This is a genomic window from Streptomyces sp. 8N616, assembly GCF_052246385.1.
Taxonomy (GTDB): Bacteria; Actinomycetota; Actinomycetes; order Streptomycetales; family Streptomycetaceae; genus Streptomyces.
This window is the reverse complement of the sequence record NZ_JBQQBY010000010.1, coordinates 180286-201439: the sequence shown is the minus strand read 5'-3', so window position 1 is coordinate 201439 and position 21154 is coordinate 180286. Positions and strand designations below refer to the sequence as shown.

The 21154-nt window shown below is 70.7% G+C and carries 13 protein-coding genes, 1 tRNA gene and 1 rRNA gene; 12 read left to right on the top strand and 3 right to left on the bottom strand.

From position 1 onward, the window contains the following. The 3 genes from rrf to ACTWQC_RS11940 all read left to right on the top strand — a co-directional run bounded on the left by rrf (position 1) and on the right by ACTWQC_RS11940 (position 1074). Positions 1–117 (top strand): 5S ribosomal RNA (rrf, locus tag ACTWQC_RS11950). 106 nt (positions 118–223) lie between these two features. Then, positions 224–925 (top strand): DegT/DnrJ/EryC1/StrS family aminotransferase, encoded by a 702-nt coding sequence (locus tag ACTWQC_RS11945; protein WP_443315597.1) that lies wholly within the window; start codon positions 224–226, stop codon positions 923–925. A 73-nt stretch (positions 926–998) separates the two neighbouring features. Next, a tRNA-Thr gene (locus ACTWQC_RS11940) sits at positions 999–1074 on the top strand. A 70-nt stretch (positions 1075–1144) separates the two neighbouring features. Here the strand turns inward: ACTWQC_RS11940 and ACTWQC_RS11935 are convergent. Next, positions 1145–3784, bottom strand: coding sequence for a SpoIIE family protein phosphatase (locus tag ACTWQC_RS11935; protein ID WP_443315596.1), 2640 nt, complete (start codon positions 3782–3784; stop codon positions 1145–1147). Between the two features lie 450 nt (positions 3785–4234). On the opposite strand from ACTWQC_RS11935, the gene ACTWQC_RS11930 reads away from it, so the two are divergent. The 9 genes from ACTWQC_RS11930 to ACTWQC_RS11890 all read left to right on the top strand — a co-directional run bounded on the left by ACTWQC_RS11930 (position 4235) and on the right by ACTWQC_RS11890 (position 18647). Next, positions 4235–9748: a HAMP domain-containing protein gene (locus tag ACTWQC_RS11930; protein ID WP_443315595.1), complete on the top strand. Its 5514-nt coding sequence runs from the start codon at positions 4235–4237 to the stop codon at positions 9746–9748. A gap of 238 nt (positions 9749–9986) precedes the next feature. Next, positions 9987–10664, top strand: coding sequence for a response regulator (locus tag ACTWQC_RS11925; RefSeq protein ID WP_443315594.1), 678 nt, complete (start codon positions 9987–9989; stop codon positions 10662–10664). A gap of 164 nt (positions 10665–10828) precedes the next feature. Continuing rightward, complete coding sequence (locus tag ACTWQC_RS11920) at positions 10829–13681, top strand: DNA translocase FtsK (protein ID WP_443315593.1); 2853 nt, start codon at positions 10829–10831, stop codon at positions 13679–13681. 189 nt (positions 13682–13870) lie between these two features. Further along, complete coding sequence (locus ACTWQC_RS11915; protein ID WP_443315592.1) at positions 13871–14692, top strand: helix-turn-helix domain-containing protein; 822 nt, start codon at positions 13871–13873, stop codon at positions 14690–14692. 74 nt (positions 14693–14766) lie between these two features. Then, positions 14767–16293: a 30S ribosomal protein S12 methylthiotransferase RimO gene (gene rimO / locus ACTWQC_RS11910; protein WP_443315591.1), complete on the top strand. Its 1527-nt coding sequence runs from the start codon at positions 14767–14769 to the stop codon at positions 16291–16293. Then, entirely contained in the window at positions 16290–16934 is a 645-nt protein-coding gene (gene pgsA, locus ACTWQC_RS11905; RefSeq protein ID WP_443315590.1) for a CDP-diacylglycerol--glycerol-3-phosphate 3-phosphatidyltransferase, read from the top strand. Before rimO ends, pgsA begins: the two co-directional genes overlap by 4 nt. Then, positions 16931–17461 carry a CinA family protein gene (locus ACTWQC_RS11900; RefSeq protein WP_443315589.1) on the top strand — a complete coding sequence of 177 codons (531 nt, stop codon included), beginning with the start codon at positions 16931–16933 and terminating at the stop codon, positions 17459–17461. The genes pgsA and ACTWQC_RS11900 overlap by 4 nt, the downstream gene beginning before the upstream one ends. 109 nt (positions 17462–17570) lie before the next feature. Next, the gene (locus ACTWQC_RS11895; RefSeq protein WP_443315588.1) at positions 17571–17954 is read left to right on the top strand and encodes a helix-turn-helix domain-containing protein; all 384 of its coding nucleotides are present in this window, start codon (positions 17571–17573) and stop codon (positions 17952–17954) included. A gap of 222 nt (positions 17955–18176) precedes the next feature. Next, positions 18177–18647 carry a Dps family protein gene (locus tag ACTWQC_RS11890; RefSeq protein WP_443315587.1) on the top strand — a complete coding sequence of 157 codons (471 nt, stop codon included), beginning with the start codon at positions 18177–18179 and terminating at the stop codon, positions 18645–18647. A 716-nt stretch (positions 18648–19363) separates the two neighbouring features. Here ACTWQC_RS11890 and ACTWQC_RS11885 read toward each other — a convergent pair. Together ACTWQC_RS11885 and ACTWQC_RS11880 are read right to left on the bottom strand one after the other, a co-directional pair. Beyond that, positions 19364–20146 carry an SDR family NAD(P)-dependent oxidoreductase gene (locus ACTWQC_RS11885; protein ID WP_443315586.1) on the bottom strand — a complete coding sequence of 261 codons (783 nt, stop codon included), beginning with the start codon at positions 20144–20146 and terminating at the stop codon, positions 19364–19366. Between the two features lie 49 nt (positions 20147–20195). Further along, the gene (locus tag ACTWQC_RS11880) at positions 20196–21047 is read right to left on the bottom strand and encodes a DNA-formamidopyrimidine glycosylase family protein (RefSeq protein ID WP_443315585.1); all 852 of its coding nucleotides are present in this window, start codon (positions 21045–21047) and stop codon (positions 20196–20198) included. Positions 21048–21154: the final 107 nt, after the last annotated feature.

Below are 21154 nucleotides of genomic sequence, written 5' to 3'. Positions count from 1 at the left end.
TTCGGTGGTCATTGCGTTAGGGAAACGCCCGGTTACATTCCGAACCCGGAAGCTAAGCCTTTCAGCGCCGATGGTACTGCAGGGGGGACCCTGTGGGAGAGTAGGACGCCGCCGAACAAACATTGAGAGAGAGCCCTGTCGGGAGCTTCGGTTCCCGATAGGGCTCTCTTACGTTGTGTTGCCCGCCACTTGGAGTTCACGTTGCGGGGGCACGATCCGTGCCATGGGACTGGGACATCCTGCAGTTGGGCTTCAGCGCGCTCTGACCAGCGCGGGCGTACGCGCAGGCGACGAGGTGATCGTGCCCTCGTACGGCACCGCCGATGTGGTGGAGGCCGTACGGCAGGCCGGCGGGATGCCGGTGTACGTGGACATAGACGCGGACAGCTTCTGCCTCGACCCGGCCGCTGTCGAGGCGGCGGTGACGCCGCGCACGGCGGCCGTCGTGCCGGTGCACCAGTTCGGCCACCACGCGGACATGACGCGGCTCGGTGAACTCGCCGGACGCCGCGGCCTGTTCCTCATACCGCAAGAGACAGAACAGAGCTCCTCCGTGGAAACCGCGATGCGTCAGGCCAATGCCGCCTTCCTCAGCCAGCGGCTGAGCGACGTCATCACTCCCCGCGTCCGTCCCGGCGTCGAGCACACCTTCCACCAGTACGTCGTACGCGTGCCCGGCAATGGGCGGCCGGACCGGGACGCTTTCGCGCGGACCCTCCGGGCCAAGGGAGTCCGTTGCCGCGTGCCCGTACAGACTCCGGTGCACCGCATGCCGCCCTTCCGGCGCGACGTGTGGCTGCCCGAGACCGAGCGGGCCGCCGACGAATGTCTGTCTCTGCCCGTCGAAGCGGGCATGACGCGGCGGGAATTGCAGCGGGTGGCGTCGGCCTGCAATGCGCTCGGCGGGCTGCTGCAGCCTGCCTGATAGGCGAGATCTGCGGCCACTGTTGGCGGACGGGAGTGCACACGAGTTCGGGTATGATCTGACCCGTTGCCGCGCCCCAATAGCTCAGTCGGCAGAGCGTCTCCATGGTAAGGAGAAGGTCTACGGTTCGATTCCGTATTGGGGCTCCACATACGAAGGCCCCCGCCAATTGCGGGGGCCTTCGCCATGTCTCGCCGCGTGTACGCCAGTTGTGCGTGTTCACGCCTCCTGGGCCGCGTGCGGCTCCGGGACGCGCATCGCGAGGATCGCCATGTCGTCCGACGCGGGCTCGGCGGCGAAGCGTTCCACCGCCCGCAGAATGCGCGCCGCGACCGCCCCGGCCGTGAGGCCCGTACACGTCGTCAGAACGTCGACGAGGCCGTCGTCGCCGAGCATGCGGCTGCCCTCCCGGCGCTCGGTCACGCCGTCCGTGACGCACAGCAGGACATCGCCGGGATCGAGGCTGACCGTCTGCTCGTACAGCTCCAGGTCCTCCATCACGCCGAGCAGCGGCTGTGGTTCGGCCGCAGGCTCGACGCTGCCGTCCTGGCGCAGGCGCAGCGGCAGTGGATGTCCCGCGCAGACCACCTTGAGGATCGCGCCGCCGTCCTGCTGCGGCCACAACTCGCCGTAGAGGAGGGTCAGGAAGCGGCTGCGGGCGCCCTCGTCGAGGATGGCCGCATTCAGCCGCTCGAGGACCGCGGGGCCGCCGAAGCCCTCGCGCGCGAGCAGCCGCAGTGCGTGCCGGGCGAGGCCGGTGACGGCGGCGGCTTCCGGACCGGTGCCGCAGACGTCGCCGATGGCGAAGCCGTACGCCCCGTCGCGGATCGGGAAGACGTCGTAGAAGTCGCCGCCGACCTCGTTGCCCTCGCCCGCCGCGCGGTAGATGACCTCGACCTCCACGCCCGGCACTTCGGGCAGTTCGGGCGGCAGGAGGCTGCGCTGCAGAGACTGGCTGATGGCGGTGCGCTCGGAGTACAGCCGCGCGTTGTCGAGGGCGAGGGCGGCCCGGCGCGACAGGTCCTCGGCGAGCTCCAGGATCTCCTGGCGGAAGTGCTCCTCGGTGGGCTTGCCGAGCGTCAGCATGCCGATGACGCGGTTACGGGCGACCAGCGGCAGCACCACGGTCTCGCCGCCCACCGCGGAGGCGGTCGCGAGCGAAGGACCGGGGCCTGCCGTGCTCTGCGAGGGGTCGCCCATGTCGACGGCGCGCAGCGAGGACCTGAGCGCCGCGGAGTGCGCGGCGTCGCTGGGGGCGGTCCACACGCGGGCGCCGGGGGTCGGGACCGGGTCCGGCGGTGCGACCTTGCCGAGCAGCGTCTTGATGCCGTCGATGCGGTCCTCGTCCTCGTGCAGGACGTAGGAGAGCTCCGGCTCGGAGGCCTGGTCGGCGACCGTGTAGACCGCGCACCAGGTGGCGAGGGTGGGGACCGTCATCTGGGCCATGAGGGCCAGGGTCTGGTCGCGGTCGAGGGTGCCTGCCAGCAGGTCGGAGGCCTCGACGAGGAAGGAGAGCGAGCCGCGGCGCAGGCGCTCGAGCTCGGTGAGGCGGGCGCGCTCGACGGCGAGGGCGATGCGGTCCGCCGCGAACTGCAGCCGCAGCGCCTCCTCGTTGGTGTAACGGCCCGGCCCCTCCGCGGCGACGCCGAGCGAGCCCGTCAGCCGTCCCTCGACCTTCAGCGGCACGGTGACCACGGAGCGCATGCCCGTGCCGCCGAGGAGCGGGACTGCGCCGGGTACGGCCGTGAGGTCCTCGTGGACGGAGGGCATACGGGCCGAGCCGTAGCGGCCCGTACCGGCTTCCACGGGCACGCGCGCGAAGCGCTGGCGGGCGGAGGGCAGCCCTGTGGAGGCGCGGACCTCCAGCTCGGTCTCGTCGTCCGTGGCCAGGAGGAGGTACGCGGCGTCGCCGTCGAGCATGTCGCGGGCGCGCTCGACGGTGCGCTGGAGGAGGCCGTCGAGGTCGTCCGGGGCCGGGGAGCCGATGAAGACCTCGAACGGGTCGGCGGCGGGCCCGCGGCCGTCGCCCGACGTCGTGGCCCTGTCGCCGGCGGCCGGGCGCAGTGTCGTCTGGAGCACGGCGCGCTCGTGGTCCCGTACCAGCAGCAGCACGGTCGAGGGCTCGCCCTGAGCGTCGCGCACGCGGAGGTGCGAGGCGTAGACGGGCACGACGCGGCCGTCGGTGTCGCGGAGGCCGTACGAGCCCTCCCAGCGGGAGAGCTGGAGCGCCTCGGCGATGCCGGTGCCCGTGCCGGGGGTGTGCGGCCAGGCGGCCAGGTCGGTGAGCGGCTTGCCGATGACCTGCTCCGGGGCGTAGCCGAAGAGTTCCTGCGCGTCGTCGTTCCAGGAGCTGACGGCACCGCCGCGGTCGATCTGGACGACGGCGACCCGGACCCGGGAGTCGGCGACGGGGAGCGCGTCGGTCGGGAGGGCGGGGCCCGCGGAGCGCGTGCCCGCCGGGCGCTCGGCGAGGTCGAGCTGGAACCAGACCTGCTTGTGCGTCGCGGTGTACTCCACGCCCCAGCGGCTGGCGAGCGCGCCGCACAGCAGCAGGCCGCGGCCGCCCTCACGGTCCGGGTGCGCGAGGTGACGGCCGGTGCTCTGGAGCGGGAGTTCTCGCTCCGGGTAGCGGTCGGCGACCTCGACCCGTACGCCGCGTTCGTTGCGGAGGCAGAACACCTCGGCGGCCGTGCCCGCGTGCACCACGGCGTTGGTGACCAGTTCGCTGGTGAGGACGACGGCGTCGTCCACGATGTCGGAGAAGCCCCAGCCCTGGAGGGTGTCGCGGACGAAGGCGCGGGCGGAGGCGACGGAGCGCCCGACCGGCTCGAAGGTGGCCGTAGCCCGCGCGGTGATCACTGCTCTCCTCACAGATGTCTCGGAGTCCGCCCCCGGGACCGGCCGTCTTTCGACGGAACCGGGCGCCGAGGAGTCGCCGGGTCCTTCAGATACGTGGCCGAAATCACCGTCCACGATGTCCTGCCGGACCAGGCTCTCGCCCCGCTCCTTCATCCCCGCTCCCTATGGCCGGACGGCTCCCGTCCCGGCCGCCCCTCCGATGCCTCGTCGTCGCACTACCGCCCTCCTGAGGGCGGGCGGATGGACAGCCGGGTGCCAGGTTACTTACCTTCGCCGTCCGTGCGGATGCCGGTCGCGCGTGTTTCCGCCCCGAGAGTGCGGTAGACGGTACTGCGATGGCGGGTGTGCGATGCTGCCGAACTGTTATGGCCTGGTTGGGCCATGGTGAAACACTGGGAAGGCTTCGACAGAAGACCTTGCAAGGACGGTCGACCCCGCAGGAGGGACACGGTGGAGTCTGGCGCAGCGGCGCGGGGCGCGAGCACGCGCGCGAAAGGCGGACGGTCCCGTAGCAACGGGACGACCGAAGTGGATACGGCGTCGCTGAACCGGTTGCTCACCGCACTGGTTGCGATGCGGGACGGGAACTTCCGGAAACGGCTGACGGTGTCGGGCGAAGGTGTCATGTCCGAGATCGCCGCCGTCTTCAACGAGGTGGCTGACCGCAATCTGCACCTGACGGGCGAGCTTGCGCGAGTACGGAGGGTGGTCGGCCGGGAGGGAAAGCTCACGGAACGGCTCGAGACGGGCGCCTGTGAGGGCTCGTGGGCGGCGGCGATCGACGCGTCGAACGCGCTCGTCGACGATCTCGCCCGGCCGGTATCCGAGGTGGGCCGGGTGCTGTCTGCGGTCTCCGAGGGAGATCTGTCGCAGCGCATGGATCTGCGGTCGATGGGCGCGAGTGGGACGGCGCACCCGCTGCGCGGCGAGTTCCTGAAGGTGGGCCGTACGGTCAACGGGCTTGTCGACCAGCTGTCGGCGTTCACTGATGAAGTGACCCGTGTGGCCAGTGAGGTGGGCACCGAGGGCAAGCTCGGCGGCCAGGCCAAGGTGCGCGGAATGTCGGGTTCATGGAAGGACCTGACGGACTCGGTCAACACCATGGCGTACCGGCTCACCGCTCAGGTGCGGGACATCGCACTCGTCACCACGGCGGTCGCCAAGGGCGATCTGTCGCGCAAGGTCACCGTCCATGTGGCCGGCGAGATGCTGGAGCTGAAGAACACCGTCAACACGATGGTGGACCAGCTGTCCTCGTTCTCCTCCGAGGTGACCCGGGTCGCCCGCGAGGTGGGCACCGAGGGCGAACTCGGCGGCCAGGCGCAGGTGCCGGGCGTCGCGGGCGTCTGGAAGGACCTCACCGACTCGGTGAACCTTATGGCGGGCAATCTGACGGCGCAGGTGCGCGGGATCGCCCAGGTCACGACCGCGGTCGCAAGCGGCGACCTGTCGCAGAAGGTCACGGTGAGCGCACGCGGCGAAGTCGCCCAGCTCGCCGAAACGATCAACACGATGACCGAGACGCTGCGCACCTTCGCCGACGAGGTGACGCGGGTCGCGAGCGAGGTCGGCGCCGAGGGGCAGCTGGGCGGCCAGGCGCAGGTGCCGGGCGCGGCCGGTACGTGGAAGGACCTCACGGACTCGGTGAACACCGCGTTCCGCAACCTCACGGCGCAGGTGCGGGACATCGCTCAGGTGACGACGGCGGTGGCGAACGGCGATCTGTCGCAGAAGGTCACGGTCGATGTGGCCGGTGAGATGCTGGAGCTGAAGAACACCGTCAACACCATGGTGGACCAGCTGTCGTCCTTCGGCGCCGAAGTGACCCGTGTGGCGCGGGAGATCGGTGTGGAAGGTGAACTCGGCGGCCAGGCGCAGGTGCCGGGCGCGGCGGGCACGTGGAAGGACCTCACCGACTCGGTGAACACCGCCTTCCGCAACCTCACAGGGCAGGTCCGCAACATCGCTCAGGTGACGACGGCGGTGGCGAACGGCGATCTGTCGCAAAAGGTCACGGTCGACGTCTCCGGCGAGATGCTCCAGCTGAAGAACACCGTGAACACGATGGTGGACCAGCTGTCGTCCTTCGCCGACCAGGTGACCCGTATGGCGCGGGACGTGGGTACGGAGGGTCGGCTCGGCGGCCAGGCCAGGGTGGACGGCGTGTCCGGCACCTGGAAGGACCTCACCGACTCCGTCAACTTCATGGCCGGCAACCTGACTTCTCAGGTGCGGCAGATCGCCCAGGTGACCACGGCCGTGGCGCGGGGCGACCTCTCGCAGAAGATCGAGGTCGACGCCCGCGGCGAGATCCTGGAGCTCAAGAACACCATCAACACGATGGTCGACCAGCTCTCCGCATTCGCGGAGCAGGTGACGCGGGTGGCCCGCGAAGTGGGTACGGACGGCCGCCTCGGCGGTCAGGCGCAGGTGCCCGGAGTCGCGGGCGTGTGGCGCGATCTGACCGACTCCGTGAACGGCATGGCGGGCAACCTCACCGCCCAGGTCCGCAACATCGCCCAGGTGGCCACGGCTGTCGCCCGCGGTGACCTGTCCCAGAAGATCGACGTGGACGCGCGCGGCGAGATCCTGGAGCTGAAAAACACCCTCAACACGATGGTGGACCAGCTGTCCTCGTTCGCCGACCAGGTGACCCGGGTGGCGCGCGAGGTGGGCACCGAGGGCATCCTCGGCGGGCAGGCCGAGGTGCAGGGCGTATCGGGCACCTGGAAGGACCTCACCAAGTCCGTCAACTTCATGGCGAACAACCTGACTTCGCAGGTGCGCAACATCGCCGAGGTGACGACCGCGGTCGCGCGCGGCGACCTGTCCAAGAAGATCACCGTCGACGCGAAGGGCGAGATCCTCGAACTCGTCACGACCGTCAACACGATGGTCGACCAGCTCTCCTCCTTCGCCGAGCAGGTGACGCGGGTGGCCCGCGAGGTGGGTACGGAGGGCCAGCTGGGCGGTCAGGCCAGAGTCCCGGGCGTCACCGGCATCTGGAAGGACCTCAGCGACAACGTCAACCTGATGGCCAACAACCTGACCATCCAGGTGCGCAACATCTCGCAGGTCGCGGGCGCGGTCGCCAACGGTGACCTGACCAAGAAGGTGACGGTCGAGGCGCGCGGCGAGGTCGCGCAGCTCGCCGACACCGTCAACACCATGGTGACGACGCTGTCGTCGTTCGCCGACGAGGTCACGCGCGTGGCCCGCGAGGTGGGCACCGACGGCAGCCTGGGCGGCCAGGCGCGCGTGCCCGGCGTCTCCGGCACGTGGAAGGACCTCACCGAGTCCGTGAACTCGATGGCGTCCAACCTGACCGGCCAGGTGCGCAACATCGCCATGGTCACCACCGCGATCGCCAAGGGCGACCTCACCAAGAAGATCGACATCGATGCGCGGGGCGAGATCCTCGAGCTCAAGACGACCATCAACACGATGGTCGACCAGCTGTCGTCCTTCGCCGAGCAGGTGACGCGGGTGGCCCGCGAGGTGGGTACGGAAGGCCAGCTCGGCGGCCAGGCCCGGGTGCGCGACGTCGACGGCACGTGGCGCGACCTGACCGAGTCCGTGAACGAGATGGCGGGCAACCTGACCCGCCAGGTGCGCGCGATCGCCGCAGTCGCCGCGGCCGTGACCCGCGGCGACCTCAACCTGAAGATCGACGTGGATGCGGCGGGCGAGATCCTGGAGCTCCAGGACAACATCAACACGATGATCGCGACGCTGCGCGAGACCACGCTCGCCAACAAGGAGCAGGACTGGCTCAAGGGCAACCTCGCCCGCATCTCCGGTCTGATGCAGGGCCGCCGCGACCTCAAGGACGTGGCCGGGCTCATCATGAGCGAGCTGACCCCCGTCGTCTCCGCTCAGCACGGCGCGTTCTTCCTGTCGATGCCGACCGGTGACAGCGCGGAGATCGGCGGCCCCGGCGAGGACGGCTCGTACGAGCTGCGCCTGATCGGGTCGTACGGCTACTCGATGGGCGCGATGCCGACGTCCTTCCGGCCGGGCGAGACGCTCATCGGCACGGCCGCCGAGGAGAAGCGCACGATCCTGGTCGAGAACGTGCCGCCGGGCTACCTGAAGATCGCCTCGGGGCTCGGTGAGGCGCCGCCGGCCCATGTGATCGTGCTGCCGGTGCTGTTCGAGGGCAAGGTCCTCGGCGTGATCGAGCTGGCCTCCTTCCAGCCCTTCGCGCAGATCCAGAAGGACTTCCTCAGCCAGATCGCCGAGATGATCGCGACGAGTGTCAACACCATCAGCGTCAACACCAAGACCGAGGTGCTGCTCAAGCAGTCGCAGGAGCTGACCGATCAACTGCGCATCCGCTCGGCCGAGTTGGAGAACCGGCAGAAGGCGCTCCAGGCGTCCAACGCCGAACTGGAGGAGAAGGCCGAGCTGCTGGCCCGGCAGAATCGCGACATCGAGGTCAAGAACACCGAGATCGAGGAGGCGCGGCAGGTCCTGGAGGAGCGCGCCGAGCAGCTCGCGGTCTCGATGCGCTACAAGTCCGAGTTCCTGGCCAACATGTCGCACGAGCTGCGCACTCCGCTCAACTCGCTGCTGATCCTGGCCAAGTTGCTCGCCGACAACGCCGACGGCAACCTCTCCCCGAAGCAGGTGGAGTTCGCCGAGACGATCCACGGAGCGGGATCCGACCTGCTCCAGCTGATCAACGACATCCTCGACCTGTCGAAGGTCGAGGCGGGCAAGATGGACGTCAGCCCGACCCGTATCGCCCTGGTGCAGCTGGTGGATTACGTCGAGGCGACCTTCCGGCCGCTGACCGCCGAGAAGGGCCTGGACTTCTCCGTACGGGTCTCGCCCGAGCTGCCCGCCACCCTGCACACCGACGAGCAGCGGCTGCTGCAGGTGCTGCGCAACCTGCTGTCGAACGCGGTGAAGTTCACCGACAGCGGCGCCGTGGAGCTGGTCATCCGGCCGGCCGGGAAGGAGGTGCCGGCCACGATCCGCGAGCAGCTGCTGGAGCACGGCTCGCTGCGCGACCCGGACGCCGACATGATCGCGTTCTCGGTGACCGACACCGGCATCGGGATCGCGGCCAGCAAGATGCGGGTGATCTTCGAGGCGTTCAAGCAGGCGGACGGCACCACCAGCAGGAAGTACGGCGGTACCGGCCTCGGCCTGTCCATCAGCCGCGAGATCGCGCGGCTGCTGGGCGGCGAGATCCACGCGGCCAGCGAGCCGGGCCGCGGCTCCACGTTCACGCTCTACCTGCCGCTCAACCCGACCGAGCTGCCGCCCCAGGGCTATCCGCAGCTCGCGCCCGCAGGGCCCATCGGCGCCGCGGCGATCGCTGCCCCCGCCGGCGACCCGCTGCTCGGTTCTCGGGGCGGCGAGGAGGCCAAGGAGGAGCCCGAGGGCGCCGAGGAGGCCCCTGCGGCGGCGTACACGCCCGCGCGGCGGGGCGTCGGCAGTCTGGCGCGGCTGCGCCGCAGGACCGCGGCTGCGGAGCAGCTGTCCCAGAACGGCGTCCCGGGGCAGCAGACGCCGCCGGAGGCCTGGCTGGACAAGGGCCGGGACCTGGTGGAACGCGGCTTCGAGGGCGGCTTCCACGGCGAGAAGGTGCTGATCGTCGACGACGACATCCGCAATGTGTTCGCGCTGACGAGCGTGCTGGAGCAGCACGGACTGTCGGTGCTGTACGCGGAGAACGGCCGCGAGGGCATCGAAGTGCTGGAGCAGCACGACGATGTGGCGGTCGTTCTGATGGACATCATGATGCCGGAGATGGATGGGTACGCGACGACTGCCGCGATCCGGCGGATGCCGCAGTTCGCCGGTCTGCCGATCATCGCGCTCACCGCGAAGGCGATGAAGGGAGACCGGGAGAAGAGCATCGAGTCCGGCGCGTCCGACTATGTCACCAAGCCGGTCGACACGGACCATCTGCTCGAGGTCATGGAGCAGTGGATGCGGCCCGGCGCTGACTGATGCTGGTGGAACGCGTGTGGAAACGCGGGTTTCGGGGAACCTTCTGGTCTCCCACCGCGTTTCTTGCTACGTGCACAGTGACATCGCGGTGACAGGGTGTGGCGACAGGCGGGGTGCGGCTACCATGACCGGCACAAGGACGGGCGGCGCAAGGGAGTCGTCCCCTGGGGCGGCGCCCGGCGCTTCCCCGAGCTCTTCGAGCAGGGGAGGCCCCACGCCGGGGCGAGGAGGGCGGGCCATGGTGCAGAAGGCCAAGATCCTCCTGGTCGATGACCGGCCGGAGAATCTGCTGGCGCTGGAGGCCATTCTCTCCGCGCTCGATCAGACCCTGGTGCGGGCATCGTCAGGGGAGGAAGCGCTCAAAGCGCTGCTGACGGATGACTTCGCGGTGATCCTGCTGGACGTCCAGATGCCGGGCATGGACGGCTTCGAGACCGCGGCGCACATCAAGCGGCGGGAGCGGACGCGGGACATCCCGATCATCTTCCTGACGGCCATCAACCACGGTCCGCACCACACCTTCCGCGGTTACGCGGCGGGTGCGGTGGACTACATCTCCAAGCCCTTCGACCCCTGGGTGCTGCGCGCGAAGGTCTCGGTCTTCGTCGAGCTCTACATGAAGAACTGCCAGCTGCGGGAGCAGGCCTCCCTGCTGCGGCTGCAGTTGGAGGGCACCGGCCGCCCGGATCCCGAGACCAAGGAGCCCGCCGGGCTGCTGGCGGAGCTCTCCGCGCGGCTCGCGGCGGTCGAGGAGCAGGCCGAGGCGCTGTCCAAGCAGCTCGACGACTCCGCGGACGCGGCCGCCGTCGCCACCGCCGCGCATCTGGAGCGCAAACTCACCGGGTTGCGGCGGGCGCTGGACGCGCTCGAGCCGGGTGCCGGGAACGGTGCGTCCCCGCTCCCCTCCCAGACTTGAGCGTTACGCCACTTCCGGACATGTCACTCCCCGGCGTCCCCTTCCCGGATACGTCACTTCCGGCTTGACGCGGCGTCACCGCCACGTCAATCCGACGGCGACACGAACGGGTTAACGTCTGGGCACAGGTGTCCCAGCCGTCCCGCACCGGTAACCTCGGCGGCATGGCCTCACGTACGTCCGGCAAGGGTTCCCAGAGCAGCACGGGCAGCTCCAAGCCGCGCGCGGGCCGTACCGGGGGTGCCGCGAAGAAGACGGCGGCGAAGAAGGCACCGGCCAAGAAGGCACCGGCCAAGAAGGCACCGGCCAAGAAGGCACCGGCCAAGAAGGCGGCGTCGGGCCGGAAGGCACCGGCGAAGAAGGCCGCGGCCAAGAAGACGGCACCGAAGCCGGCGCCGTCGCCCACCGCCGGTGTGTATCTGCTCGTACGTGCGCTGTGGCTCGGCCTCGCGCACGCGGTCGGCGCGCTGTTCCGCGGCATAGGGCGAGGTGCCAAGGGCCTCGACCCTGCGCACCGCAAGGACGGCCTCGCGCTGCTCCTGCTGGGCATCGCGCTGATCGTCGCGGCCGGCACCTGGTCCAATCTGCAAGGCCCGGTCGGCGACCTCGTCGAGATGCTGGTGACCGGCGCCTTCGGGCGGCTCGACCTCGTGGTGCCGCTCCTGCTCGGCGCCATCGCCGTACGGCTCATCCGGCACCCGGAGCAGCCGGAGGCCAACGGACGCATTGTCATCGGGCTCTCCGCGCTGGTCATCGGGGTCCTCGGCCAGGTCCATGTGGCGTGCGGCGCACCCGGGCGCGGCGAGGGCACCGAGGCGATCCGGGACGCGGGCGGGCTGATCGGCTGGGCCGTCTCCAGGCCGCTGATCTTCACGGTCGGCCAGGCCCTGGCCGTGGCCCTGCTGGTGCTGCTCACCGTCTTCGGGCTGCTCGTTGTGACCGCGACTCCGGTGAACGCGATCCCGCAGCGGCTGCGGCTGCTCGGCACCAAGCTCGGCCTCGTGGGCGGTGGCCCGGGCGACGAGGACGCGGCGAGCGCGGACCCGTACGAGGAGGGGTACGGCGGCGAGTACGACGACGAGTGGCGCCGGCCGTCCGCGCGGCGGACGCGCCGGGGCGCCTCACGGGCCGCCTCCGCCGCCGCGGAGGCCGACCCGGACCGGGCCGAGGAGGAGGCGCTGTCGAAGCGCAGGCGGGGCCGCAGGACGTCCCCGCAGCCCGCCTCCGCGCAGTCGGCCGACGACCGCGAGATGGGTGCCGTGGACGTGGCCGCCGCGGCGGCCGCTTCGCTGGACGGGGCCGTGCTGCACGGCGTTCACCCCTCGCCGCTGGTCGCCGGGCTCAGCCACGGCATCGCGGCGGAGCGGGAGGCGACGTCCGGGACGACCGGGGTGCCGACCGCGCGCGAGGCCGAGCCGGAGACACCGGCGGCCCCGGCCCCGGCCACCCGCTCCGGCGACGGCGTGCCCGACCTGACCAAGTCCACCCCCGAGCGCGCCGAGCCCCTGCCGCCGCGCGCCGAGCAGCTTCAGCTCTCCGGGGACATCACCTACTCCCTGCCCTCCCTCGACCTGCTGGAGCGCGGCGGCCCCGGCAAGGCGCGCAGCGCCGCGAACGACGCCGTCGTGGCCTCGCTTTCCAGGGTGTTCGAGGAGTTCAAGGTCGACGCCGCCGTCACCGGCTTCACCCGCGGCCCGACCGTCACCCGCTACGAGGTCGAGCTGGGCCCGGCCGTGAAGGTCGAGCGGATCACCGCCCTCACCAAGAACATCGCGTACGCCGTCGCCAGCCCCGACGTCCGGATCATCAGCCCCATCCCGGGCAAGTCCGCGGTCGGTATCGAGATCCCCAACACCGACCGCGAGATGGTCAACCTCGGCGACGTGCTGCGGCTCGCCGACGCCGCCGGTGACGAGCACCCGATGCTCGTCGCGCTCGGCAAGGACGTCGAGGGCGGCTATGTCATGGCCGACGTCGCGAAGATGCCGCATGTCCTGGTCGCCGGTGCGACCGGCTCCGGAAAGTCCTCCTGCATCAACTGTCTGATCACCTCGATCCTGGTCCGCGCGACGCCGGAGGACGTGCGGATGGTGCTGGTGGACCCCAAGCGCGTCGAACTGACCGTCTACGAGGGCATCCCGCACCTCATCACGCCGATCATCACCAATCCGAAGCGCGCGGCCGAGGCCCTGCAGTGGGTCGTTCGCGAGATGGACCTGCGCTACGACGACCTGGCCGCGTACGGGTTCCGGCACATCGACGACTTCAACCAGGCCGTGCGCAACGGCAAGGTCACGGCGCCGGCCGGCAGCGAGCGCGAGCTGGCCCCGTACCCGTACCTGCTGGTGATCGTGGACGAGCTCGCCGACCTGATGATGGTGGCGCCGCGCGACGTCGAAGACGCGATCGTCCGGATCACGCAGCTGGCGCGGGCCGCGGGCATCCACCTGGTGCTCGCCACCCAGCGGCCGAGCGTCGACGTCGTCACCGGCCTGATCAAAGCGAACGTGCCGTCCCGGCTGGCCTTCGCCACCTCCTCGCTCGCCGACAGCCGGGTCATCCTCGACCAGCCGGGCGCCGAGAAGCTGATCGGCAAGGGCGATGGTCTCTTCCTGCCCATGGGCGCCAACAAGCCGGTCCGCATGCAGGGCGCCTTCGTGACCGAGACCGAGATCGCCGCGGTCGTCGAGCACTGCAAGGCCCAGATGACGCCGGTCTTCCGCGACGACGTCACGGTGGGGACGGCGAAGAAGAAGGAGATCGACGAGGAGATCGGCGACGACCTGGACCTGCTCTGCCAGGCGGCCGAGCTGGTGGTGTCGACGCAGTTCGGCTCGACCTCGATGCTGCAGCGGAAGCTGCGGGTGGGGTTCGCGAAGGCCGGCCGGCTGATGGACCTCATGGAGTCGCGGGGAGTCGTCGGGCCGAGTGAGGGGTCCAAAGCGCGCGATGTGCTGGTCAAACCGGAGGAATTGGACGGAGTGCTGGCCCTGATCCGTGGGGAGACTCACCCGTAAGAGGGTCGGCGAGCAACCGTTTCCTCTGCCGATACGTCAAGTTGTAGGGAAGGACGAGCGGGTAGGGGATCCTAGAACGGTGCGGCCGTTCTGATGGCGTACAAACTCCGTCTCCCCGGTTGCCCCACCCTTTCGTACCACCCCTAGACTGAACATCCAGCAGGTGGCTCACGCTCGAAAGGCGCCCCCGTGTCCATCGGCAACTCCCCCGAAGACGACCGTCCTTCCGTCGAAGAAGACGACCGCCCCTCGGTCGGTCGTGCGCTGCAGCAGGCCCGTATCGACGCCGGACTGACCGTCGAGGAGGTCAGTTCCACCACGCGGGTGCGCATCCCCATCGTGCATGCGCTCGAGCAGGATGACTTCACCCGGTGCGGCGGCGATGTCTATGCCCGTGGGCATATCCGGACGCTGGCGCGTGCGGTCGGCATCGATCCGGCCGTGCTGATCGAGCAGTACGACGCCGAGCACGGCGGGCGGCCGTCGCCGACCCCGGCCGCGCCGCTGTTCGAGGCGGAGCGGTTCCGGCCCGAGCCGCGGCGTCCCAACTGGACCGCCGCGATGGTCGCGGCCATCGTCGCCGTCGTCGCGTTCGTCGGCTTCACGCTCTTCAGCGGCGACGACAAGGGCAGCAGCGGCTCCGTGGCCAGCCAGACCGCCACGTCCAAGCCCAGCGCCTCCCCGAGCGCGAACAAGCCCCACGACCCCAAGCCCGAGCCGTCCGACAGCGCCATCGCGGCCGCACCGGCCGACAAGGTCACGGTCAAGCTCACCGCCGACGACGGCGCGAGCTGGATCTCGGCGAAGGACCACAGCGGGCGGCTGCTCTGGGAAGGATCCCTCAAGCAGGGCGACTCGAAGACCTTCACGGACAAGCAGCGGATCGACCTCATTCTCGGCAACGCCGGCGCCGTCCAGCTCTTCGTCAACGGCAAGGAGATCGACGACCGGTACGAGCAGGGTCAGGTCCAGCGGCTGAGCTACACCAAGGGAGACCCGGCGGCAGGCTGACCCGGGGCCCGCTCGGGGCGGGCAGCCGAACCCTGGCAGCGGAGCGCGCCGCCGGGACGAAGTAGGCTGACGTCATGCCCGAATCCCGTACCGTCGCTCTCGTCACCCTCGGCTGCGCCCGTAACGAGGTGGACTCGGAGGAGCTCGCAGGCCGTCTGGCGGCGGACGGGTGGGAACTCGTCCAGGAGGCCGCCGACGCCGACGTCGCCGTCGTCAACACCTGCGGTTTCGTCGAAGCCGCGAAGAAGGACTCGGTCGATGCCCTGCTCGAGGCCAACGACCTGAAGACCGCGGCTTCTGAAGGCGGCGGGCGTACGCAGGCGGTGGTCGCCGTCGGCTGCATGGCCGAGCGGTACGGCAAGGAGCTGGCCGAGGCCCTGCCCGAGGCCGACGGCGTGCTCGGCTTCGACGACTACGCGGACATCTCCGACCGGCTGCGAACGATTCTGTCCGGCGGCGTCCACGCCTCGCACACCCCGCGCGACCGGCGCAAGCTGCTCCCCATCAGCCCGGTCGAGCGGCAGGCCGCCTCAGTTCCGTTGCCGGGCCACGGAGATCTCGTACCGGCTCCGGAGGACCTGCCGGAGGGGCTCGCACCGGCCTCGGGACCCCGGGCTCCGCTGCGCCGCCGCCTGGACTCCGGCCCGGTCGCGTCGGTCAAGCTGGCGTCCGGATGCGACCGGCGCTGCTCGTTCTGCGCGATCCCGGCCTTCCGTGGATCGTTCATCTCCCGCCGCCCCTCCGACGTGCTGACCGAGACACGGTGGCTGGCGGATCAGGGCGTCAAGGAGATCATGCTGGTCTCCGAGAACAACACCTCGTACGGCAAGGACCTCGGGGACATCCGGCTGCTCGAGACGCTGCTGCCCGAGCTGGCGGGCGTCGACGGCATCGAGCGGATCCGGGTCAGCTATCTGCAGCCCGCCGAGATGCGCCCGGGGCTCATCGACGTTCTGACGTCGACACCGAAGGTCGCTCCGTACTTCGACCTGTCCTTCCAGCACTCGGCGCCGGGCGTGCTGCGGGCGATGCGGCGCTTCGGCGACACCGACCGCTTCCTGGAGCTGCTGGGCACCATCCGGTCCAAGGCTCCGCAGGCCGGAGCCCGGTCGAACTTCATCGTCGGCTTCCCCGGCGAGACCGAGCAGGACCTTGCCGAGCTGGAGCGCTTCCTGACCCATGCGCGGCTGGATGCGATCGGGGTCTTCGGGTACTCGGACGAGGACGGCACCGAGGCCGCCGGGTACGAGAACAAACTCCATGAGGACGTCGTCGCGGAGCGGCTCGAGCGCATCTCGCGGCTCGCGGAGGAGCTGACCGCGCAGCGTGCGGAGGAGCGTCTCGGAGAGACGGTCGAGGTCCTCGTCGAGGCGGTGGACGGGGATGAAGGCTCCGGCGAGGGCGAGGGCGAGTGGGCGGGCGCGGTGGGGCGCGGCGCCCACCAGGCGCCCGAGACCGACGGCCAGGTGATCCTCACGGAGTCCCGGGGGCTCACTCCCGGCCGTATCGTCGAGGCCAAGGTGGTGGCGACCGAGGGCGTCGACCTGGTGGCCGAGCCACTGGCCGGCGGGTCCTGTACGGGCGAGGAGGCGGGCACATGAGCGGAGTCCCCGCGTCCGCGGCGGGCGGTCCCGGGCGTGCGCCGGTGCGCGGCGGCCCGGTGGGTGCGCCGGCGGTCCCGCAGCCCGGGCTATGGAACATCGCCAACATCCTCACGATGGCGCGGCTGCTCCTTGTGCCCGGGTTTGTGTTGTTGATGCTCCACAACGGCGGCTACGACCCGGCCTGGCGGTCCTTCGCCTGGGCGGCCTTCGCCGTCGCCATGATCACGGACCTGTTCGACGGTCACCTGGCCCGGCGGTACAACCTCGTCACCGACTTCGGCAAGATCGCCGACCCGATAGCCGACAAGGCGATCATGGGTGCGGCGCTGATCTGTCTCTCCGCCCTGGGGGACCTGCCCTGGTGGGTCACGGGTGTGATCCTCTTCCGGGAGATCGGGATCACGCTGATGCGGTTCTGGGTGATCAGGTACGGCGTCATCCCCGCGAGCCGCGGCGGAAAGATGAAGACCCTCGCTCAGGGCACGGCCGTGGGCATGTACGTCCTCGCGCTGACCGGTCCGCTCGCCTCACTGCGTTTCTGGGTGATGGCGGTGGCCGTGGTGCTGACCGTGGCGACCGGCCTGGACTACGTACGGCAGGCCGTGGTGCTCAGGCGGGCCGGGGACGCGACTCGATGACCGGCCCGCGGGCCGCCGGTGCGCTCGCCGCCGACGTGCTCGGGCTGCTCGTGCACCGCGGTGAGACGCTCGCCGTCGCCGAGTCGCTGACGGGCGGCATGGTCGCAGCGGAGCTGACCGGTGTGCCCGGCGCCTCGAAGGCGTTCCGCGGCTCGGTCACCGCGTACGCGACGGAGGTGAAGCAGGGGCTGCTCGGCGTGGACGGTGCGCTGCTGGCCGAGCGCGGGGCCGTCGATCCCGGAGTCGCCGGGCAGATGGCGGCGGGCGTGCGGCGGCTGCTGGGCGCGGACTGGGGAGTGGGGACCACGGGTGTCGCCGGTCCCGACGTGCAGGACGGGCAGCCGGTCGGCACGGTGTACGTCGCCGTGGCGGGCCCCGGAGGCGCTGCTCGCGGGCGGGAACTGAGACTGGGCGGCGACCGAGCGGGTATCCGCTCCGAGAGCGTCCAGGCGGTGCTCGGACTGCTTCTGGGGGAACTGATCGAAAATGTGCGGGCACAGGATACGGAACAGAGCGGGGGGAATTGATGTTTGCAGCCCTGAGTGAACACGTCATCGCTCCCCGCACGGCCGCGGCCCGAGGCGGTACGGTGGGGCGAGAAGGATCCGAATCCGAGGTCCGAGGAGGGAGCCACCGATGATTTTGCTCCGTCGCCTGCTGGGTGACGTGCTGCGTCGGCAGCGCCAGCGCCAGGGCCGAACCCTGCGCGAGGTGTCCTCGTCGGCGCGGGTCTCCCTCGGCTACCTCTCGGAGGTCGAGCGGGGGCAGAAGGAGGCTTCCTCCGAGCTGCTCTCCTCGATCTGCGATGCGCTGGACTTGCGGATGTCCGAAGTCATGCGCGAGGTGAGTGACGAGCTGTCGCTCGCCGAGCTGGCGGAGTCCGCGGCTGCGAGCGAGCCGGTGCCTGCGCCGATGCGTCCGATGCTCAACTCGGTCTCCGTGACGTCCGTGACGGGCGTACCGGAGGAGCGCGTGACGATCAAGCCGCCTGCGGAGGCGGTGGACGTCGTGGCGGCCTGACGGCCCAGCAGCTTTCTGTTCCGTCGCTGCGCCTGCAGCGCGTTTCTCCTGCAGAGACGTCTCTGCCACAAGCTTCGTCGAGCCCCGGGCGGCATGTGCCGTCCGGGGCTCGACGCGTTGTTCTCTTCCGTCGGTCCTCCCTCCGGAATGTCTCGCCCGGGACAGGTGTGCGATCGTTGAGAGGAACATTGCGGCAAATGGGAAGAAATCAGGAGGAACCTGATGTCTGTCGTCAAAAGCCCGTTGCGTGACGAAGATCTCAAGATCGTCGGTGATGCCCTCCAGGGAGCGCTGGTCGACCTCGTGGACCTCGCCCTGGTGGCCAAGCAGGTCCACTGGAACGTCACGGGGCTGCGGTTCCGCTCCGTGCACCTGCAGCTCGACGAGGTCGTCGCCAGCGCCCGCAAGCACGCCGACACCGTGGCCGAGCGGGCCGCGGCCCTCGGGGTGTCCCCGGACGGGCGGGCCGAAACGGTCGCCAAGAGCAGTGGCATCGACCATGTCAACGACGGCTGGATCAAGGACGACGACGCGGTGCGGATGCTCACCGGCGCACTGGGCTCCGTGATCGTCCGGATGCGGGAGCGGATCGAGGCCACCGACCAGGCGGACCGAGTGAGCCAGGACCTGCTCATCGGACTGACGGCCGATCTCGAGAAGCACCGGTGGATGTTCCAGGCGGAGAGCGCCTGAGGCGGCGGGCAGGCGGGCCGGGAGCCGCGGGCCAGGGTGCCAGGGGCGCTGGCGCTGTCGCTGGGGGTGTCGCGGGGGGGTGTTGGGGGCGCCCGGGGCGCGGGTGTCGGCGGGCAGCTGCTGGGCGCGCCGTCCCGGCGGTCGTGCGCCCTCGTGCGGAGGGACCCGGCCGACTAGCGTCCGGCCGGAGGAGGGTCCGTAGGAGGCAGCCATGGCAGGGTCGCAGCTCGGGGACGGAGAGCCGCCGGTACGAATACGGGCGGGCCTGATCCGTGCGGCGAGGGCTGTGCGGGCGGGCCCGGCGCGTATTGCGGGGGTCGTGCGAGTGGGACCGGCGCGTATCGCGGGGGCTGTGCGAGTGGGACCGGCACGTATTGCCGAGGTCGTGCGGACGGGCCCGGTCCGGACCGTGGGGGCCGTGCGGGCGGACCGGGTGGCGGTCGTGTTGCCGGTCGGTGCCACTGCCGTGCGGTGGGTGGCCGCGCCGGTTCTTACGGGGGCGTGGTGCTGGGCCGTGGTGCGTCTGACCGTGGCGCCCGGCGAGTCCGGGCCTTTGGAGGCGGCCGTGGTTGCGGGGGGCTGGGGGCTCAGCCTGCTGCCCGTCCACTGCGTCCCGGCGTCCGAGGCTCGCTCGGTTAAGGAGGCCAGGGCATCGGCCAGAGCGGCGAGAGCATCCCGAGCCGCCGGGGAGTCCGGAGCTTCCTGGGGGTCCCGAGCTACCAGGGCATGGCGACGCCGCCGTTCGGGCGCAGGATCTGACCCGTCGTGAACGACGAGGCGTCCGAGGCGAGATGGAGCACGGCGTGGGCGGCGTCCTCCGGCTCGCCGACCCGGCTCAGGGGAGAGGCGCGGGCCATGGTCTGCTCGGCCTGGTTCTGGGCCCGGGCGTCGTGCCTGTCGGTCATGGGGGTGCGGATCCAGCCGGGGGCCACCGCGTTGACCCGGATGCCATGCTGCCCCACCTCTGTGGCCAGGGTCTTCGTGAGCTGGACGACGGCGGCCTTCGCGGCGCCGTAGCAGAGCAGTCCCGGGGCGCCGGTGTCGACGGCTCCGGAGGCCATCGTGACGATGGAGCCGGGGGTCTGCGTGGCGATCATGGAGCGGGCCGCTTCCTGGCAGGCGTGGAGCACACCTTTGAAGTTGACCGCCAGGACGCGGTCGATGTCGGCGTCTGTCGTCTCCAGGACGGGGCTGCGGTGCATGATGCCCGCGATCGCGGCCATGATGTGCAGTCGGCCGCTCCCGGCTCCCGCGGCCTCGGCCACGGCGGCCGCGACTTGGGCGCGGTCGGTCACGTCGAGGGGGTGGGTCCTGGCCGTGCCACCGGCGGCCGCGATCCGCTCCGCGGTTTCCCGCAGGCCCTTCTCGTCGACATCGGCGCAGTGAACGGCCGCTCCGGCACGGGCGAGGAGGGCGGCGGTCGCCCGGCCTATGCCGCTCGCGGCGCCGGTGACGAAGGCTGTGCGCCCGGTGAGGTCGTACGCCTGGAGGACGGTCATGGCGTGACGGTACGAGTGAACTGACAGGCCGTCAATTCACTGCTGCCGACTACCTCCGAGGGGATTGATGGGGGGTGGGGGAGGCGGACCCGGGTCGGGAGGGGGTGGATGGCGAGGGGCCGGACTGGCACGACGGGCACCAGTAGGTGCTGCGCTCCTGGCCCGCGGCGCCCTGGTCGGCGGCGAGCACGGCCGTTCCGCAGCGGCGGCAGGGGCGGCCCGCTCTGCCGTAGACCCACAGCCGGTGGTCGCGGCGGTGGTCGGCGGTGGTGGCGCGGGCGAGCCGGGTCTTGTTGGCCTCGAGGAGCCGTTTGGCCAGGGCTACCAGGTGGTCGGGTGCAGGGACCTCGGAGACGGGGAGCCAGGGGGTACAGCCGGCCATGAAGCACAGCTCGGATTTGTAGACATTGCCGATGCCGGCGAGGTTGCGCTGGTCGAGCAGGGCCTCGCCGAGGGGGCGGGCGGGGTCGGAGAGCAGTCTGCGCAGGGCCTCGTACGGGTCCCAGTCGGGGCCGAGCAGGTCGGGGCCGAGGTGGCCGACGACGCTGTCCTCGGCCGCGGTGCGGAGGAGGCCGAGGACGGGGAGGCGGTAGCCGACGGCGGTCCTCTCGGCGGTGACCAGGATGGCGCGGATCTGGTGCTCGGGTCCGCCGCGCCAGCGCTCGTCGGGGGTGTAGAGGTGCCACGCGCCGTCCATCCGCAGATGGGAGTGGAGGGTCAGCCCGCCCTCGATGCGGGTCAGCAGGTGCTTGCCGCGGGCGGCCACCTCGGTGATGTCCCGCCCGGACAGGTCGACGGTGGCGAGTCTGGGCACGCGCAGGTCGGACCGCACGATGCGCTCGCCCGCGAGCGTTTCGTGCAGCCTGCGGGCCGTCTGCCAGACGGTGTCTCCTTCGGGCATGCAGCCATGATGCCGCCGGGTGGGGACTGGCCGGATGCTGACCGGCGACACCGCCGGGCTGCGCCGCAGGTGCGTACGTGGGGCGCACAGGGCCCGCTTGCGGTCTG

Coding starts and splice junctions, on each gene's coding strand:
- ACTWQC_RS11880 (WP_443315585.1), bottom strand. CDS start 21,047: ATGCCCGAAGGAGACACCGTCTGGCAGACGGCCCGCAGGCTGCACGAA.
- ACTWQC_RS11925 (WP_443315594.1), top strand. CDS start 9,987: ATGGTGCAGAAGGCCAAGATCCTCCTGGTCGATGACCGGCCGGAGAAT.
- ACTWQC_RS11885 (WP_443315586.1), bottom strand. CDS start 20,146: ATGACCGTCCTCCAGGCGTACGACCTCACCGGGCGCACAGCCTTCGTC.
- pgsA (WP_443315590.1), top strand. CDS start 16,290: ATGAGCGGAGTCCCCGCGTCCGCGGCGGGCGGTCCCGGGCGTGCGCCG.
- ACTWQC_RS11890 (WP_443315587.1), top strand. CDS start 18,177: ATGTCTGTCGTCAAAAGCCCGTTGCGTGACGAAGATCTCAAGATCGTC.
- ACTWQC_RS11945 (WP_443315597.1), top strand. CDS start 224: ATGGGACTGGGACATCCTGCAGTTGGGCTTCAGCGCGCTCTGACCAGC.
- ACTWQC_RS11895 (WP_443315588.1), top strand. CDS start 17,571: ATGATTTTGCTCCGTCGCCTGCTGGGTGACGTGCTGCGTCGGCAGCGC.
- ACTWQC_RS11920 (WP_443315593.1), top strand. CDS start 10,829: ATGGCCTCACGTACGTCCGGCAAGGGTTCCCAGAGCAGCACGGGCAGC.
- rimO (WP_443315591.1), top strand. CDS start 14,767: ATGCCCGAATCCCGTACCGTCGCTCTCGTCACCCTCGGCTGCGCCCGT.
- ACTWQC_RS11900 (WP_443315589.1), top strand. CDS start 16,931: ATGACCGGCCCGCGGGCCGCCGGTGCGCTCGCCGCCGACGTGCTCGGG.